The sequence below is a fragment of the Glutamicibacter sp. ZJUTW genome (assembly GCF_008370855.1).
Classification (GTDB): Bacteria; Actinomycetota; Actinomycetes; order Actinomycetales; family Micrococcaceae; genus Glutamicibacter; species Glutamicibacter nicotianae.
The window spans coordinates 1,754,103-1,769,820 of sequence record NZ_CP043624.1; the positions used below are offsets into that span (position 1 = coordinate 1,754,103).

Here is a 15,718-nt window from a genome sequence, read left to right on the forward strand (position 1 = left end):
CCAACCGGAAAGAAGATTCGTGCGAAAAGTTTTGGCAGTATGCGCCACCGCGTCCATCCTTGCCCTGGCGTCCTGCGGTTCGGGTTCGTCAGCCCTGAGCGACATCGACGTCAAGCCAGCAGCAGATGACAAGACCGCACCGGAGGTCAAGTTCGATGCCCCGTTGCTGACCGAGAAGGCTGAAGCTGTCACCGTGGTGGAGGGCGAGGGAGCGGACGTCAAGGAAGGCGACACCATCCAGATCCAGTCGGGCCTCTACAAGACCATTGACGGCCTGCTGACCAATGAGAACTTCACCGCCGATCCGTCGCCGATGAAGGTTGACGAGACGCTCAAGGAGCAGATGCCCGAGCTGTACGACACCCTGTTGAAGTCCCAGATTGGCGACTGGATCGCCTATGCGGCGATTGAAGGCGTGCAGCAGGCAGATGGTTCCGTGGCCGAACCGGCCGAAGGCTCGCGTGCCGAACGGCTGATCGTGATCAAGATCGCCGATTCCAAGAGCCCTAGCCAGACCCTGGGCCAGGACGAGGTCAAGAAGCTCAAGGACGCGGGCAAGCTCCCCACCGTGAAGACCGGCAAGGGCGATCCGCAGATCACCATCCCGAAGGACACCGAGGCTCCTGAAGGGCTGGTCGTGGACGTCCTTGAAGAAGGAGACGGGCCAGCCGTTGGCGGAACCTCGAAGGTCACCGCCCACTACCACGGCGTGCGCTGGGAAGACGGCAAGAAGTTCGACGGCAACTTCGGCAGCGAAGAAGGCTTCGAGGCCGATATGGCCGGAGGCGTGATCGAGGGCTGGCTGCAGGGCTTCCAGGGCCTGAAGGAAGGCAGCAAGGTCTTGCTGACCATCCCGACCGACTTGGCCTACGGCGAAAACGCTGAAGCCCAGGGCCGGCCTGCAGGCCCACTGGTCTTCTACGTAGAATTAGACAAGGTAAGCGAAAGCAAGTAACAGAAAGGCCGTGAGCATGTCGTTCGGAGAACGCAACTACGACCGCACCAAGCCGGAGATCGATTTCCCGGGCACCGACGCTCCTGAAGAACTGGTCATCACCGACCTGATCGAGGGAACCGGCGCTGAGGTCACCCCAGGCACCACCGTCCAGGCGCACTACGTAGGCGTCGCCTGGTCCACCGGCGAGGAATTCGACTCCTCCTGGGGCCGCGGGCAGACCCTCGACTTCCCAGTGGGCGTCGGAATGGTCATCCAGGGCTGGGACCAGGGCCTGCTGGGCATGAAGGTCGGCGGCCGCCGCCGCCTGGACATCCCATCGCACCTGGCCTACGGCGAGCGTGGCGCCCCGGGTGCCATCGGTCCTAATGAAGCGCTGATCTTCGTTGTCGATTTGATGGGCACGAAGTAATTCCATGTGCTGGCAACGGCCCCGATTCACGAATCGGGGCCGTTGCTGTCTTAAAAGTCATCGTTGCAAGTGAAAATTGGTTACTGTAGGCACGTGAGCACAAAGCAAACTCCTGGACCCAGCAAGGCAGAACGCCTGACCAGCCTCATCTATGCGCTGGCTACCAAATCACGGAAGTTCAACGCCGAGCGCATTGGATCATACCTGGTGCCGGAAGGCAGCAAGGAAACCCGCGAGAAGGCACTGGATCGCCTCAAGGACGACATCCGAAATGACTTCGGGCTGCAGCTGGACAAGGAAGTGATCGACGATGTCACGTACTACAGCATCGATACGACCGAATGGTTCCTGCCGCCGGTGGAATTCAGCCCCGCGGAAGCCGGCCTCGTCGCCTTGGCCGCGAGCCTCTGGAAAGACACCAAGCTGCAGACGCTCGGGCTCAACGCAGCCGCCCGGGTCACCGGGCTTGAAGGCGATGCCGCTCCGGTCGCCCCGTTGGCCGGCTCACTGGTTCCGCGCCTGTCCATGGATGAACCGAACTTCCGGGAATGCGCCCTGGCCGTCTTCAACCGCAACACGTTGAAGTTCGCTTACACGTCCTCCAACGGAACGCGCAGCGACCGCATCGTCGATGTGTGGGGGATCGGCCAGCGCTACGGCAACTGGTACTTCACCGGCTACGACCATACGCGGGACGACACCCGCGTCTTCCGCCTTTCGCGGGTGCAGGGCAAGTTCGCCAACTTCCGGCATGGCGGTGCTGGGTCCAACGGGCAGTATCGTGCCCGCCCGGAAGATTTCGACATGACCCGGGTGCTGCAGGACTTCGACCTGCAGCATCCGGGGCTGATGGCAACGGTGCTGCTCCGGGGCGATGACGCCATTCCGCTGCGTGCCCAAGCAGTGAATGGGCGCAGCGACCAGGATGAGCTGCAGATCGGCTATGCGGATCCGCATTCATTTGCCCGGCAGCTGGCCGCCTACGGTCCGGCAGCCAAAGTCCTGGGGCCAGCGGAACTCGTAACGCAGGTGCAGCAGATTCTGCGCGACGCACGCACCGCCCAGAGCAGCCAGGGCACCGAGGGCGACTTTGCAGACGTGAAATTCCGTCCGCATCGCGCCACCGGCCGTGGCACCACCACGACCCAGGTCATGCGGAATATCGACATGATCCAATATGTGCACGCCCACGGTGTCGTGGAAATCGGGGAGCTGGCCGAACGCTACGCCATGAGCGTTGCCAAGGTGCGCGAAGAATTGGCCATGATCATGATGTGCGGCGTGCCAAACGGCCAGCACGATGAGCTGATCAACGTCAACGACGGAGATGTCGAGTCCGATACCGTGACGATCTCCAATGCGGCACTGCTCGCCGAGCCGCAGAAGCTGGCACCGCTGGAGGCAGTGGCCGTGCTCGGCGGGCTCAATGCCCTGGCGAGCATTCCCGGGTTCGAGCACCAGCAGGTGCTCAATGCCGCGCTGGCCAAGGTCAACTCCGCCGTGGCCCGCTTTGACGGCTGGAGCGGGGCGCTGGGCTTCGCGCTCTCCAAGGCTCGGGAGAACGACATTCCGCAGCAGCTGGTCCAGGCAATACGGTCCCAGGACGTCGTGCGCATCGACTACTACTCGGCCAGTTCGCGCACGCACCAGCTTCGCGATGTGGAACCGATCCGGCTCATTGAAGATGGTGCAGTGCAGTATCTGCGCGCATGGTGCCGAAAACGACACAGCGTATTAACTTTCAGGGTGGACCGGATGTTAAGCGTGGAAACTATCGGTGAACACTTCGAGCTGGAATCCCGGCATGAAGACGAGCAGGATGTCCAGATCCGCTACGAGTCCAGCGACGAGGATCTACAGGTCATTGTCCATGTTGACGCGGAAATCTTGCCGGTTATCGAAGCATTCCATCCGTCATCCTGGTCTACGGGAAGGATCGGTGCGGGATATTTGGCCAAGGTCCAGTTCTCGGATCACCAAGTAGCTGCGCCGCTGGTGGCTCGCCATAGCGGTAAACTGACTGTGGTCTCTCCTGACGCTACGCGCGAACATGTAGTGGGTTGGTTGGACGAGGCTATCGCAATGTATGAGGATAAGTAGATGCTTCCTTGGTGGTTCTGGGTCCTTTTGTGGACTGTACTCGTTTTGGCAACAGTACTTGCAGCAGTGATTGCCGGCTTCCGTTTATTCAAACGAGGCATGGCGGTCGTTGAGGGCCTTGGCGACGCGGCTGATCACATCAGTGCCGGTTTAAGCCAAGAAGGCAGCGTCGTCGAATACGCTGCGAACCCGCGTCGCTACCCGCACGGAACCGATGCGACGCATGGGGATCCGGAGATGATCAAAGCGCTTCGCGATCAGGGGAGAGCCGAAAGAATCGAGGCGCGTCGAGTACGACGTGTCGCACGTCGCGCACAGCGCGGCCAAGCTCAGAACATGCGTGATCTGCGCCTGTTCTGACGTAGACTTAAAGAAAGAGAAGGGAATCCACATGGGTGGCTTACAGGGATGGCATCTGGTCATCATTATCGTGCTGGCGCTTCTGCTGTTCGGCGCTCCAAAGCTTCCAGGCTTGGCTCGCTCGATGGGTCAGTCGTTGCGCATTTTCAAGTCCGAGGTTCGCCAGATGAAGGACGACGATCCTAAATCGGAAACCGTTGATGGCACCGTCAATGAACCGAACCCCAACGAAAAGAACAACTCGTAGACCTCTTCAGTGGCAACAAATAAAGACAAGAACCCGCGCGGCAAGAAGAAGCGGGTCAAGAACGACGAAGGTCGGATGGCTCTTAAAGAGCATCTGATTGAAGCGCGCAACCGGTTATTCAAGTCGCTCATTGCGCTGACCTTGGGTACGGTTGCCGGCTTCTTCGTCTACGACTGGCTGCTTGCCTTGCTGATTGCACCTGTGAAAGATGCAGGCGGCTCGGTAGTATTCACCGCAGTGATGTCGCCCTTCGACATCATGATCAAGGTAGCGCTCTTCGTTGGCCTCATCGTTTCCTCCCCGGTATGGCTCTACCAGTTGTGGGCATTTATCGTCCCGGGGCTGAAGAAGAACGAGCGCCGGTTGAGCTACAGTTTCGTCGCCGCTGCGGTGCCGCTGTTCCTTGGCGGCGTCGCGATGGCGTACTTCGTTCTGCCTTTCGCACTGGAATTCTTCATCAGCCTGTCGCCGGAGAACTCCGATAACCTGCTGAACATTTCAGAGTACCTGCCCTTCATCTTCCGCCTGCTGCTGGCATTCGGCCTTGCCATGCTGGTGCCCGTGCTGATGGTCGGCCTGAACATGGTGGGCATCCTGCCAGCCAAGCTCATCTTGAAGCACTGGCGCATCACCGTCTTCCTTATTGCGCTGGTGGCCGCCATGGCTGCACCGGGTGGCGATGCGATCACGATGTTCGCGTTGGCTGGGCCATTGTTCATCACCTTCGCGGTGGCTACCTTGATCTGCCACTTCAATGACAAGAAGCGCGCGAAGAAGCTGGCGGCGCAGGAAGCCGAGAATGAGCGCTTGGCCAGTGGCGAAACTTCTGGCATTGATACCCCAAGCCCGATTGACGAACCGAAATCCCAGCTCTGATCCAGGGCGAGAAAGTGAACGACCACAAGTGACTTCTCCCGCGGAACGCTACGCGATTTCCAAGGCACGGCAGGTCGAAAACGGCACTGCAGTTCCGGAATTCCGAGCCAGCATCTCCTTCGACCTGGATCCGTTCCAGGCCGAAGCCTGCCAGAAGGTCGCAGAAGGGCACAGCGTCCTGGTCGCCGCACCCACCGGCGCCGGCAAGACCGTAGTTGGCGAATACGCCATCTACCAGGCGCTGGGTGAGAACCGCAAGGCTTTCTATACCACGCCGATCAAGGCGTTGAGCAACCAGAAGTATTCGGAACTGGTCAACCGCTACGGTGCCCAGAAGGTCGGATTGCTGACCGGCGACACGTCGATCAACTCCGAGGCGCAGATCGTCGTGATGACTACCGAAGTGCTGCGCAACATGCTCTATGCGGATTCCCAGACCCTCGACGGCTTGGGTTACGTGATCATGGACGAGGTCCACTACCTTGCGGATAAATTCCGCGGCGCCGTCTGGGAAGAAGTCATCATCCATCTGCCGTCCAACGTGCAGATCATTTCGCTCTCGGCTACCGTATCCAACGCCGAAGAATTCGGCGGCTGGCTAGATACCGTCCGTGGCCAGACCGACATCATCGTTTCCGAGCATCGTCCGGTGCCGCTGTTCCAGCATGTCATGGTCGGCCCCAATGTGGTGGACTTGTTTGCCGAGGATGTGGCCTTCGACAAGGTCGCCGAAGACGATTCAAAAGCCTCGGTCAACCCCGAACTGCGCAAGCTCGTCCGCTCGCACAGTCCTGGAGGACGCGTGCAGCGCGGCCGCGGAAACGGCGGCCGAGGCCGTGGCGGCCGCGGACCCCAGCGTGGATCCGGGATGGGGCATCGCATCAGCCGCCCTGCGGTGATCGGCAAGCTCGACCGTGCCGCTTTGCTGCCAGCGATTTTCTTCATTTTTTCGCGCAAGGGCTGCGATATGGCGGTCCAGCAGTGCGCCATGGCGGACCTGCGCCTGACGACCAATGAAGAAGCGGCCGAGATTGCCCAGGCTCTGGATGAAGTTGCCTATCGGATCCCCAGCGAAGACCTGGACGTTCTCGAATTCTGGTCTTGGCGCGATGGACTGGTTCGCGGATTTGCCTCGCACCACGCAGGCCTGCTGCCGATCTTCAAGGAAATCGTCGAGGACCTCTTTGCGCGGAACCTGATCAAGGTGGTGTTCGCGACAGAAACCCTCGCGCTGGGCGTGAACATGCCGGCTCGTTCGGTTGTGCTGGAGAAGCTGGTGAAATTCAACGGCGAATCCCATGTGCAGATCTCCTCGGGGGAGTACACCCAGCTCACCGGGCGTGCGGGGCGACGTGGCATTGACGTTGAGGGCCATTCAATAGTCCTCTGGAACCCTGATCTGGAGCCGGAGTCCTTGGCAGGCCTCGCATCGAAGCGCACCTATCCGCTGAATTCCTCGTTCCGCCCGACCTACAACATGTCGACCAATTTGCTGGCGCAGTTTGGCCGTGAGCAGACCCGGCAGATCCTCGAGTCGTCCTTTGCCCAGTACCAGGCGGACCGTTCCGTGGTGGGGATGGCCCGCCAGGTTCGTTCCAAGGAGGAATCCCTGGCTGGCTACGCGAAGTCGATGGAATGCCATCTCGGTGATTTCACGGAGTACCTGAAACTGCAGCGGAATCTGGCGCAAGTAGAGAAGAATGCTGCCAAGGACCGCCGCCATCAGCGCCGTTCGGCAGCAGAGCAGTCCTTGCAGGCAGTGATCCGCGGAGATGTGGTTGACTTGCCCGGCGGACGCCGCTTTGGCCGTGCCGTGGTCGTCGAGCTTGATAAGGCAATGTACAACCCCCGCCATACGGTCCTGACCGAAGAAGCGCAGCTTCGCCGGCTCTCGGTAGAAGACCTCAACGGGCCAGTCCAGATCATCTCGAGGATCAAGATTCCCAAGGGCTTCAGCGGGCGTACGCCGAAGGAGCGCCGGGACCTCGCCTCGTCCCTGCGCAACGCGATCTACGAGTCGCGTCCTCCGCGTCAGGATGCCCAGAGCTTCGATTTCGAAGGATCGGATTCTTTCGAACGTGAAATCAATGCGCTGCGCCTTGAGCTCAAGGACCATCCTTGCCACGCCTGCTCGGAGAAGGACCAGCACATGCGCTGGGCCGACAGGTACTGGAAGCTGAAGAAGGATACGGACAAGGCCCGTCGCGCCATCCGCGGACGGACCAATACCATTGCCACGCAGTTCGACAAGGTCTGCAAGGTGCTGGAGCAGTTCGAATACCTTGTTCCATCCGACGGCGGCGAAGATTTCGTGCTGACCGACTCGGGCCGCCGGTTGCGCCGGATTTATGGCGACCGCGACCTGCTCACCAGCCAGATCCTGGAGACCGGAAAGTTGACCCAGCTCAAGTCCGAAGAACTTTGCGCAGTGGTGGCCAGCCTGGTCTACCAGGCGCGCCGGGACATGGATCGTGCCGATCCGAAAATGCCCACGGGCAAGATCGATGACATCTGGAACACCACCATCAAGATCTGGGGCGAACTCTCGGATGCTGAAGAGGCGTTGAACCTCGACCCGACCGCTCCGCCGGAATCCGGCTTGATCTGGCCGATATACAAGTGGGCCCGGGGATCAAGCCTGAACAGCGCGTTGCGCGGTACCGATCTGGCACCGGGCGACTTCGTGCGCTGGGCCAAGCAGGTCATCGATACGCTGGACCAGTTCGCCAAGAATTCCGACCTTCCGCCCTTGCTGGTGCGCAACGCCTACAAGGCAGTGGACCAGATCAAGCGCGGCGTCGTGGCCTACTCGAATGTGCTGGACTAGCCAGGTCGTCCAGTCGAATACTTATTAGCCAGTGCAGGAGAAAAGGGAGACGCTGATGGCAAAATCACTCTACCGAAACGGGTCCATCTATTCGGCGGCCGATCCATTCGCGACCGCCATGGTGGTGGACGGCGACACCATTTCTTGGTTGGGCGGCGAGGACGCGGCTGAACGCCACGCGGCGGCCGTCGACGAAGTGATCGACCTGAAGGGCGGCCTGGTCACCCCCGCCTTCGTCGAATCCCATACCCACCTTGCCGCACTGGGCCGGACCCTGTCGGGCGCCGACCTGGGGGCAGCTACCTCGGGTTCGTCGCTGCTGTCCCTCGTCGCCGAGCAGGCGCAGAAGTCTACCAAGCTGGTACTGGCCCAGGGCTGGGACAACTCCGCGTGGGCCAACCAGGAACTGCCTGCGGAAACCGACCTGACCAGTGCCGCTGGAGGCCGTGGCTACTATCTGGCCCGCCGGGATGTGCATAGCGCATTGGTGAATCGGGAACTGCTGGATTTGCTGGATCTGGGGCACCTTGTCTCCGGCATCGTTGCCGGTGCGGATCACGACGCGGTGCGTGAAGCACTGGCCGGCGCGCAGAAGGCCGAACAGGAATACCAGCGCCTGGCACTGGAGCACTATGCCTCGCGTGGATTCGCCAGCGTTGTGGAGATGGCGGCCCCGCATATCGAAGGCCGCGAGGCACTGGAACAGCTGCTGTCCATCGACAACCCTGAGCTGCCGCAGGTGCATGCCTACTGGGGTGAACTGGTCAGCGATCCGGACATCGCCCAGGAAATAGTCGCGTCGTTCCCGCAAGGCAAGCTGCTGGGCTTGGGAGGCGACCTTCGCGTGGATGGTTCGCTGGGCAGCCACACGGCATACCTGCGTGAGGAGTATAGCGATCTGGCAGGTGAACGTGGCTGCCTGTACCTGAAGCGCGAGGAGATCGCGGCCCATCTGGTTGCGTGCAGTTCCCGGGGAATCCAGGCAGCATTCCATGTCATCGGCGATGGCGCCCTGGACGAGGTCTTGGCAGGTTTCGATCTGGCCGCCGAGCAGATTGGCGTAGCCAAGCTGCAGATGTGCCGCCACCGTCTGGAACACGTCGAGATGGTTGATGACGCTTCGCGGGCCCGTTTGCTGAAGTACGCCATCATGGTTTCCATGCAGCCGGTCTTCGACCAGGCGTGGGGCGGTTCGAACGGCATGTATGCGCAGCGCCTGGGGGAGCGCGCAAGCTCAATGAACAACCTCTCGGCCATGCTCTCCGCCGGTGTCCCACTGGTGCTTGGTTCTGATGCCCCGGTCACCGAGGTCGACGGCTGGCAGGTTGTGCGCGCCGGCATGAACATGGCGAATGCCGACGCGCGAATCTCTGCACGTGCGGCCTTCCTGGCGCAGACTCGATCCACCTATCGAGCCATGGGCGAGATGAACCCATTTGCCGGGCAGCTCGTGATCGGTGCACCGGCGACCTTTGCGGTGTGGACTGCCTCTGAACTTGCTGTGCAAACCCCGGATGTCCGAATTAGTTCTTGGAGCACTGACGCCCGTGCTGGGACTCCGATGCTCCCGGTGGTTGATGAGGAGATTCCACAGTGCCTGCGTACAGTACGCGCTGGAGTCACGCTTTTCAATGCGCTCGAACCAGCGGAATTAGCCTAAAGCGAAACAGTTGCTCAATAAGTGGAATAATTTCACGAATTTTATTCTGACTAGTGCTGTCTAGATAAAGAGTGAAGTCATTTGATGGTTGACAGGCTAGGTGGGGTACGCACTAGGCTGGACTAAGCGCCTCTTCGAGATGCACATTCATTGCGTTGGAAACGACGCAATTTATACAACGATCCTCAGTGACCTTAGATAACATTCTCTGTGCTTTTCGACGTAGAGAATAGGGCCGAAGTCACTGAGGATCGTTCGTTAACACGGTGTCCGAAGATCGCTGGCTTGCAATTGATGACTATAATTTGAGTTTGGATTAACTCTTGTTGGCCTAGATTCCTGCTGAAGCCATGGGCCGAAGCCGAGCAGGCAACAAGCTTTGTGTCGAATACCAAGAAAGGTGCCGCCGCGTGCGCGTCATTACAATCATTCCGACTTACAACGAACTGGAGTCGCTTCCGCTGACCGTAGGACGCTTGCGTAGCGCAGTTCCTGACTCGGATGTATTGATCGTCGATGATAACTCGCCCGACGGCACCGGAGAACTGGCAGACAAGATGGCTGCTGAGGACTCGAGTATCCATGTGTTGCACCGTACCGGCAAGGATGGCCTAGGCGCCGCATACATCGCAGGTTTCGAATGGGCCCTGGCACGCGACTACGACGTGCTGGTTGAGATGGACGCTGACGGCTCGCATATGCCAGAGCAGCTTCCACGCCTTCTGGAGGCAAGCGCTGCAGGTGCGGATCTCGTGATCGGTTCGCGCTGGGTCAAAGGCGGCGAAGTAGTTAACTGGCCGTTGCTGCGCAAGATCATTTCCCGCGGCGGCAGCTTCTACTCGCGTACCATGCTGGGCTTGCCGCTGCGTGACATCACCGCAGGCTACCGTGCCTTCAAGCGCGAAACCTTGGAAGCCATCGACTTCGATGCAGTTGAGTCGCGGGGCTACGGCTTCCAGGTGGATATGACCTTCCGCGTGGCCATGCTGCGCAAGAAGATCGTTGAAGTTCCGGTCACCTTCGTAGAGCGCGAACTGGGCGCCTCGAAGATGAGTGGCAACATCGTATTCGAAGCAATGTGGAATGTCACCCGCTGGGGCTTGGGCGCCCGGTGGAAGAAGCTGACTTCCAAGAAGTAAATACTTGGCATAGGGAACTGGCGTGCAACGAAGAATCGTTGCACGCCAGTTCCCTTTAACCCAGAAGTATCGGAAAGCTGCAAGCATCCGCCTTACAGCGTCCGCAAATTACGCATCACCATCGGCGTTTGGGCTCAAGCCATTCGGGTACAAGTTCGAGGGCCCGGTTTGACAGCAATAATGCTGTCAAACCGGGCCCTCGACTAAAACCCTTGCGGACTTGCCAAAACGGCATCCAACCGGCAGTGGGGGAGATTAGACGGCTTCTCCACGCGCAGCACGCAGCTGCTGGAGGCGGTCAGCCAGAGTCTTTTCCAGTTCTTCCTCGGAACGGCGCTCCAGAAGCATGTCCCAGTGGGTACGGACAGGCTTCTCATTGCCTGGTTCTTCGGCCTTGGCTTCGCCATGGACGAGCTTGGCTTCCTTACCGGTCTTGGTGTGCCAGGTCGCTGGAATTTCAGCTTCTGCAGCGAAGACGACGAAGACGGTCTCGCCCTCTTCGGTACGGTATTCCACGCGCTGACGGGCAGCCGGCTCCACACCTGCCTCAGATTCCATGCTCTGTGCACCCAGGCGCATGCCTCGTAGGCTGCGATCGCTCATGTTTTCCCTCCGCGATGTTTGAAGAATTCGCTACACGTACCAACGTTTGGCATTCTGAAATCATTCCCTCCGACTAGAGGTGAAGATAATTCTTGGTGCCAAAACATCCATTATACGCGTCTGCGGCGAGGTGCATCGTATGCACCTCGCCGCAGACGGCTATTCGGTTCTCAACCGGTTGTCGCTAGAGGTTGCTGTCGGGAGCTGATGGCGATTCCGGAGCCGCAGGTTTGCTGCTTGAACCGTTGCCGCCCAGTGCTCCGCCGATGCCCTTGAGCGCTTCGGTCAGTTCACTCGGAATGACCCACAGGGTGTTCGAAGTGCCTTCGGCAAGCTTCGGGAGGGTCTGCAGGTACTGGTAGGCCAGCAACTCGTGGTCCGGGCGTCCTGCGTGAATTGCGTCGAAGACCTTCTGGATAGCTTGGGACTCGCCATCCGCGCGCAGGATGGCTGCCTGTGCGTCACCTTCGGCTTTGAGAATCGCTGCCTGGCGCTCACCCTCGGCGGTGAGGATATCGGACTGCTTGGTGCCCTCAGCGGTCAAGATGGCCGCACGGCGGTCACGCTCGGCACGCATCTGCTTCTCCATCGAGTCCTGGATCGACAGCGGTGGATCAATGGCCTTCAGCTCGACACGGGAAACACGGATGCCCCATTTGCCGGTGGCCTCGTCGAGCACGCCGCGCAGCTGGCCATTGATCTGGTCGCGGCTGGTCAAGGCCTCTTCCAGATTCAGGCCACCTACGACGTTACGAAGCGTCGTGGTGGTCAGCTGTTCGACAGCTTGGATGTAGTTGGCGATTTCATAGGTGGCCGCGCGTGGCTCGGTGATCTGGAAGTAGACCACGGTGTCAATCGAAACGACCAGGTTGTCTTCGGTGATGACTGGCTGTGGCGGGAAGGAAACAACCTGTTCACGGAGGTCCAGCAGGGGCAGCAAGCGATCCACAAAGGGTATCAAGATCGTCAGGCCGGGGTTTAGGGTTCGGTTGTACTTGCCGAGCCGCTCAACGATGCCAGCACGTGCCTGTGGCACGATACGCACGCTGCGCAACAGGACGACAATCACGAAGATTGCCAGAACGACAAGCACAATAGTCAAGCCAAAACCATCTGAATTCATGGTCGTACTCTCTTTCTTTGTGCAGTAGTGATGAATTTGGGGCGTCAGGCTATTTAGCCGTTTGCGGGGTCCGGGGACTTCGCGGTCAGGTACGCAGTTGCCCCGTCGATACGGGAAACCACGGCATACGTACCGGGATTCATGGTCGGAACGCTCGAATCAGCGCGGGCAGTCCAAATCTCTCCATGGATCTTGGCCGAACCCGACATGCGCGAGGTCGGTTCAAGAATTAGTGCATCCGCACCAATGAGCCGCTCGATGTTCGTGCGGAATCCCTCGGGTGATTTCCGTAGATGCTTGACCGCGATTGGTCGAACCAAGAAGATCATCAACAATGAAATAACGCAGAATACGAGGACCTGCAGCCATATGGGTCCACTGAGCAGTGCGACCGCTACGCCACCTAGGGCCCCGACGCCGAGCATGATGAAGTAGAGATCAAGAGATAGCATCTCGATGATCGCCAGCAGCAAGAACAGTGCCAGCCAGATCACCCAAGCGTTGCTGATGATCCATTCGGCGGTTGTCATGGCATTCACCTAAATTCTGTTAGGACCCTGACCAGCCGTAACTGGTCTTTCCTACATTCTGCCGTAGATGTCGGGTAAAGAGTGTAGTCATTTATGGGTATTTTCTAGCCCTGCGTGACGAATGCGTGTACTCCGAAGGAGGCGGTTACCGCCTGGTCACCCAGTTCGACAGCTTGCTGATGCAGCAATTCGGGGGAGAGGTGGTGACCGGATGGACCCATGAATGCAAGTTGAAAGAGATCATCCGTATTCAAATTCATTCGATAGGACAGCTTCGTGGATTCGAGATGGCGGAATCCTTCGGCATCAAATTTTTCAATCAGGGCTGCTTGCTTGCCTGGAGCGACGGAGAGCATGCCCAGCGGCTCGATGACTTCGTTCAGATGTTCTGGTTCACCGGTCACCACAATGCATATCCCACCGGGACGGAGCACGCGCTGGAACTCGGCGGGGTTATGCGGAGCGAAGCAGTTGAGCACCACATCGCGTGATCGATCAGCCGTGGGCAATTTTCGCCAGACATCCCAGACCACGGCGAGCGTGCTGGGAACTTTCGCGGCTCGACGCATTGCAAAGCGCGAGATGTCCAAGGCCAACGCATCACGTTCGTCAGCGGGGGAGTGTTCCAGGATTCTTGCTAGGTAGTAGCCAGTACCTGCGCCCGCATCCAGCACGTCGAGAGAACTTCCGTGGTGATGACTATTGATCAGCTGGGACAGCGCGAGCGCCAGAGGCTCGTAATGCCCCTTGGCTTGGAACGCATCACGGGCCTGAACCATGGCCGAGGTGTCTTCGAGGAAATTGGTTCCCTTGCCAGTCAAGAAATTGAAGTAGCCCTGTTTTGCGGCATCGAAGCGGTGCCCTGCATCGCAGCTCAGGGTTTTGCCCGGGGTTCCTGTGTAGCCTAGGGGTTGCTCGCATACCGGACAGGTAACGCTGGTAGCGCCGGAGGACATTAGAATTTCAGTACCTTTTGTGCAGTTGCGACGTCCATGCTTTCATGGCGCCACAGTTCGGACTCGTTGATCAAGGAGCGGGTTACGGCCTTGTCGATGTAGACGGTGCCCGACAGGTGATCGGTTTCGTGCTGGAAAATGCGGGCCTGCCAGCCGGAGAAGTTGCGCGTGATTTTCTGGCCGTCGCGGTCTTGGTAATTTGCGGTGATATCGGCGGGGCGGGTGACTACGCCTTGGAATCCCTCGAAGGACAGGCAGCCTTCATAGAACACTGCTTCACGATCCGTGGCGGCAGCATAAGCAGGGTTGAAGATCTCGAAGTAATCCAGCGGTTCACGCTCTCGTTGCGCAGCAATTTCCTCTGGAACTGGATAGAGATCTTCGAGTACCGCGATCTGCAGGGGGATACCCACCTGAGGCGCTGCGAGGCCTACGCCAGGAGCATCGTACATGGTCTGGCGCATCGCATCGAGCAGTTCTTCGAGCAATTCCTGTGGCAGCTGGTGGTCGTAGGCTTCGGCCTGCTGGCGGAGAACTGGATGACCTAGCTGGACGATTGGCAAAACGAGATCATCGTTGGCCGTGTCCAGGACTTCTCGAACCAAAATCTCGATGTCCTGGGCGGTGTATGGGGTGTTCATCGGGAAACGCAAGTCCGTTCGTACTCGTTGAGCTGCAGTTGGGCCAGCCGCGAAGTGAGTCGAGCCCTTTCGGTGTCATGCAGCATATGGCCAAGATCGCCGAGATTGTCCGCGGCGTACAGGTGCACTTCCACGTTCTTGTCATAGAAGATATCGATGAGATTCGCTAGTCGACGTTCCTCATCCATCGGCAAGGTGGAGCTCGCTGGGATGGAAGTTATATGCCAGCACGAATACCGGCTTGCCAGCTCCAGATAGTCGGCAGTATTGCGGCGGGTTCGGCAGATTTGATCGAAGCTGATCCAGATTTCATCCGCCCTCAAGTGCGCAGGACCGATTTCGTCGTAGCCGATCTCGACCATCGTATCGTGAAGTGGCATGTCGTCTGGCGTCTCGAAAAGATTCAGTGAGCCTTTCCGATACCCGTCAGGAGCGAGCCCTGGATCGGATGCGAGCTGGCGATAATCAACTGAATGATCCAGGGAAAAAACGATGAAGTCCCGTTGAATCCGGTCAATGGTTGGCTGCACCAGGTGATGGAACGTGTCATCATCCAACAGGTTCTCCGGACCGTAGTTCGACGTGGTGAACAGTTGGATTCCATGCTCCGTGCAATGCCGGATGAGTTTTGCCATGAACATCGCATCTCCGGGTTCGGTGCAATGGAATTCATCGAAAACCAGGACTTCGATTCCAGCAAGTTCGCGCTCAAGCCCTTGCGCGAAGATCGCCCCCAGTGGCTGTCCAGGGACGCGGTTGACCGGCGAATTCAAACGCTGGAAGAACTCGTGGAAATGGAAGCGCGCCGTGGTGGCGTTTGGCAAGACGGAGACCAGGGTGTTCATGATGAGTGTCTTGCCGCGGCCTGGAGGGCCGTAAATATAGACACCGGGGTGTTTGGCGGGCGACTGCGCGCGCAGAGTGCGTTCAAGAAGGTCGATCAGTTCACTCTGGACCGTATCAGCTTCGATATGTTGCAGCTTGAGCGATTCACGGATCCGACGAGCGTACTTATCCCTGTGGGGAATGCCTAGCAGCGGTTTAGCCATATCTAAATTTTGCCACCGGGCACTGATACGACCAATCTTCTGTGATGCAATCGCCACCTCTGGAGACGGCACGAAAGCTTTGTGCTAGGAAATTCTGGTCAAAACTACTAGTCACCGGTTATGCCGTGTATAACTAAATGGATGATTTAAGCAGGGGAGTGCTCACGGTTTTGACCATGAAACCGCGCAAGCCATGTGAATTTTTTGCGTATCTATCGCTTTATCGCGATCCGTGGCCAT

General features: G+C 58.8%; 15 protein-coding genes. 9 read left to right on the forward strand and 6 right to left on the reverse strand.

Going from position 1 to position 15,718, the window contains the following annotated elements; translation table 11 throughout:
• The first annotated feature begins 19 nt into the window (after nucleotides 1-19).
• The 9 genes from F0M17_RS08250 (at nucleotide 20) to F0M17_RS08290 (ending at nucleotide 10,576) form a co-directional block, all read left to right on the forward strand.
• Nucleotides 20-955, forward strand: coding sequence for an FKBP-type peptidyl-prolyl cis-trans isomerase (locus F0M17_RS08250; protein WP_168201985.1), 936 nt, complete (start codon nucleotides 20-22; stop codon nucleotides 953-955).
• A gap of 16 nt (nucleotides 956-971) precedes the next feature.
• Complete coding sequence (locus F0M17_RS08255) at nucleotides 972-1,367, forward strand: FKBP-type peptidyl-prolyl cis-trans isomerase (protein ID WP_066138294.1); 396 nt, start codon at nucleotides 972-974, stop codon at nucleotides 1,365-1,367.
• A 93-nt stretch (nucleotides 1,368-1,460) separates the two neighbouring features.
• Nucleotides 1,461-3,467, forward strand: a complete 2,007-nt coding sequence (locus tag F0M17_RS08260; protein ID WP_149596908.1) for a YafY family protein — start codon at nucleotides 1,461-1,463, stop codon at nucleotides 3,465-3,467.
• Nucleotides 3,468-3,512: 45 nt separating this feature from the next.
• Nucleotides 3,513-3,827: a hypothetical protein gene (locus F0M17_RS08265; RefSeq protein ID WP_143181014.1), complete on the forward strand. Its 315-nt coding sequence runs from the start codon at nucleotides 3,513-3,515 to the stop codon at nucleotides 3,825-3,827.
• 31 nt (nucleotides 3,828-3,858) lie between these two features.
• Nucleotides 3,859-4,074, forward strand: a complete 216-nt coding sequence (tatA, locus tag F0M17_RS08270; RefSeq protein WP_022875116.1) for a Sec-independent protein translocase subunit TatA — start codon at nucleotides 3,859-3,861, stop codon at nucleotides 4,072-4,074.
• 9 nt (nucleotides 4,075-4,083) lie between these two features.
• Nucleotides 4,084-4,950 carry a twin-arginine translocase subunit TatC gene (gene tatC, locus F0M17_RS08275; RefSeq protein ID WP_038991052.1) on the forward strand — a complete coding sequence of 289 codons (867 nt, stop codon included), beginning with the start codon at nucleotides 4,084-4,086 and terminating at the stop codon, nucleotides 4,948-4,950.
• 28 nt (nucleotides 4,951-4,978) lie between these two features.
• Nucleotides 4,979-7,777, forward strand: a complete 2,799-nt coding sequence (locus tag F0M17_RS08280) for an RNA helicase (RefSeq protein WP_149596909.1) — start codon at nucleotides 4,979-4,981, stop codon at nucleotides 7,775-7,777.
• 55 nt (nucleotides 7,778-7,832) lie between these two features.
• The gene (locus F0M17_RS08285) at nucleotides 7,833-9,437 is read left to right on the forward strand and encodes an amidohydrolase (protein WP_038991056.1); all 1,605 of its coding nucleotides are present in this window, start codon (nucleotides 7,833-7,835) and stop codon (nucleotides 9,435-9,437) included.
• 410 nt (nucleotides 9,438-9,847) lie between these two features.
• Nucleotides 9,848-10,576, forward strand: coding sequence for a polyprenol monophosphomannose synthase (locus tag F0M17_RS08290; protein ID WP_149596910.1), 729 nt, complete (start codon nucleotides 9,848-9,850; stop codon nucleotides 10,574-10,576).
• A 255-nt stretch (nucleotides 10,577-10,831) separates the two neighbouring features.
• Here F0M17_RS08290 and F0M17_RS08295 read toward each other — a convergent pair whose 3' ends face one another.
• From F0M17_RS08295 to zapE, 6 genes are all read right to left on the reverse strand, one after another.
• A complete protein-coding gene (locus F0M17_RS08295; RefSeq protein ID WP_038991059.1) occupies nucleotides 10,832-11,179 on the reverse strand; it encodes an RNA polymerase-binding protein RbpA in 348 nt (115 codons plus the stop codon).
• A gap of 184 nt (nucleotides 11,180-11,363) precedes the next feature.
• Entirely contained in the window at nucleotides 11,364-12,302 is a 939-nt protein-coding gene (locus tag F0M17_RS08300; RefSeq protein ID WP_073706243.1) for an SPFH domain-containing protein, read from the reverse strand.
• Nucleotides 12,303-12,355: 53 nt separating this feature from the next.
• Nucleotides 12,356-12,832 carry an NfeD family protein gene (locus tag F0M17_RS08305; RefSeq protein ID WP_038991063.1) on the reverse strand — a complete coding sequence of 159 codons (477 nt, stop codon included), beginning with the start codon at nucleotides 12,830-12,832 and terminating at the stop codon, nucleotides 12,356-12,358.
• 104 nt (nucleotides 12,833-12,936) lie between these two features.
• Complete coding sequence (locus F0M17_RS08310; protein ID WP_038991064.1) at nucleotides 12,937-13,788, reverse strand: putative RNA methyltransferase; 852 nt, start codon at nucleotides 13,786-13,788, stop codon at nucleotides 12,937-12,939.
• Nucleotides 13,788-14,429: a peptide deformylase gene (gene def, locus F0M17_RS08315; RefSeq protein WP_038991065.1), complete on the reverse strand. Its 642-nt coding sequence runs from the start codon at nucleotides 14,427-14,429 to the stop codon at nucleotides 13,788-13,790. Before def ends, F0M17_RS08310 begins: the two co-directional genes overlap by 1 nt.
• Nucleotides 14,426-15,478: a cell division protein ZapE gene (gene zapE, locus F0M17_RS08320; RefSeq protein WP_149596911.1), complete on the reverse strand. Its 1,053-nt coding sequence runs from the start codon at nucleotides 15,476-15,478 to the stop codon at nucleotides 14,426-14,428. The genes def and zapE overlap by 4 nt, the downstream gene beginning before the upstream one ends.
• Between the last annotated feature and the right edge of the window lie 240 nt (nucleotides 15,479-15,718).

What these genes read in the sequence shown, in the direction of transcription:
- F0M17_RS08255 (WP_066138294.1), top strand. Translation starts at nt 972, where the DNA reads ATGTCGTTCGGAGAACGCAACTACGACCGCACCAAGCCGGAGATCGAT.
- tatA (WP_022875116.1), top strand. Translation starts at nt 3,859, where the DNA reads ATGGGTGGCTTACAGGGATGGCATCTGGTCATCATTATCGTGCTGGCG.
- F0M17_RS08285 (WP_038991056.1), top strand. Translation starts at nt 7,833, where the DNA reads ATGGCAAAATCACTCTACCGAAACGGGTCCATCTATTCGGCGGCCGAT.
- F0M17_RS08295 (WP_038991059.1), bottom strand. Translation starts at nt 11,179, where the DNA reads ATGAGCGATCGCAGCCTACGAGGCATGCGCCTGGGTGCACAGAGCATG.
- F0M17_RS08300 (WP_073706243.1), bottom strand. Translation starts at nt 12,302, where the DNA reads ATGAATTCAGATGGTTTTGGCTTGACTATTGTGCTTGTCGTTCTGGCA.
- F0M17_RS08305 (WP_038991063.1), bottom strand. Translation starts at nt 12,832, where the DNA reads ATGACAACCGCCGAATGGATCATCAGCAACGCTTGGGTGATCTGGCTG.
- F0M17_RS08310 (WP_038991064.1), bottom strand. Translation starts at nt 13,788, where the DNA reads ATGTCCTCCGGCGCTACCAGCGTTACCTGTCCGGTATGCGAGCAACCC.
- def (WP_038991065.1), bottom strand. Translation starts at nt 14,429, where the DNA reads ATGAACACCCCATACACCGCCCAGGACATCGAGATTTTGGTTCGAGAA.
- zapE (WP_149596911.1), bottom strand. Translation starts at nt 15,478, where the DNA reads ATGGCTAAACCGCTGCTAGGCATTCCCCACAGGGATAAGTACGCTCGT.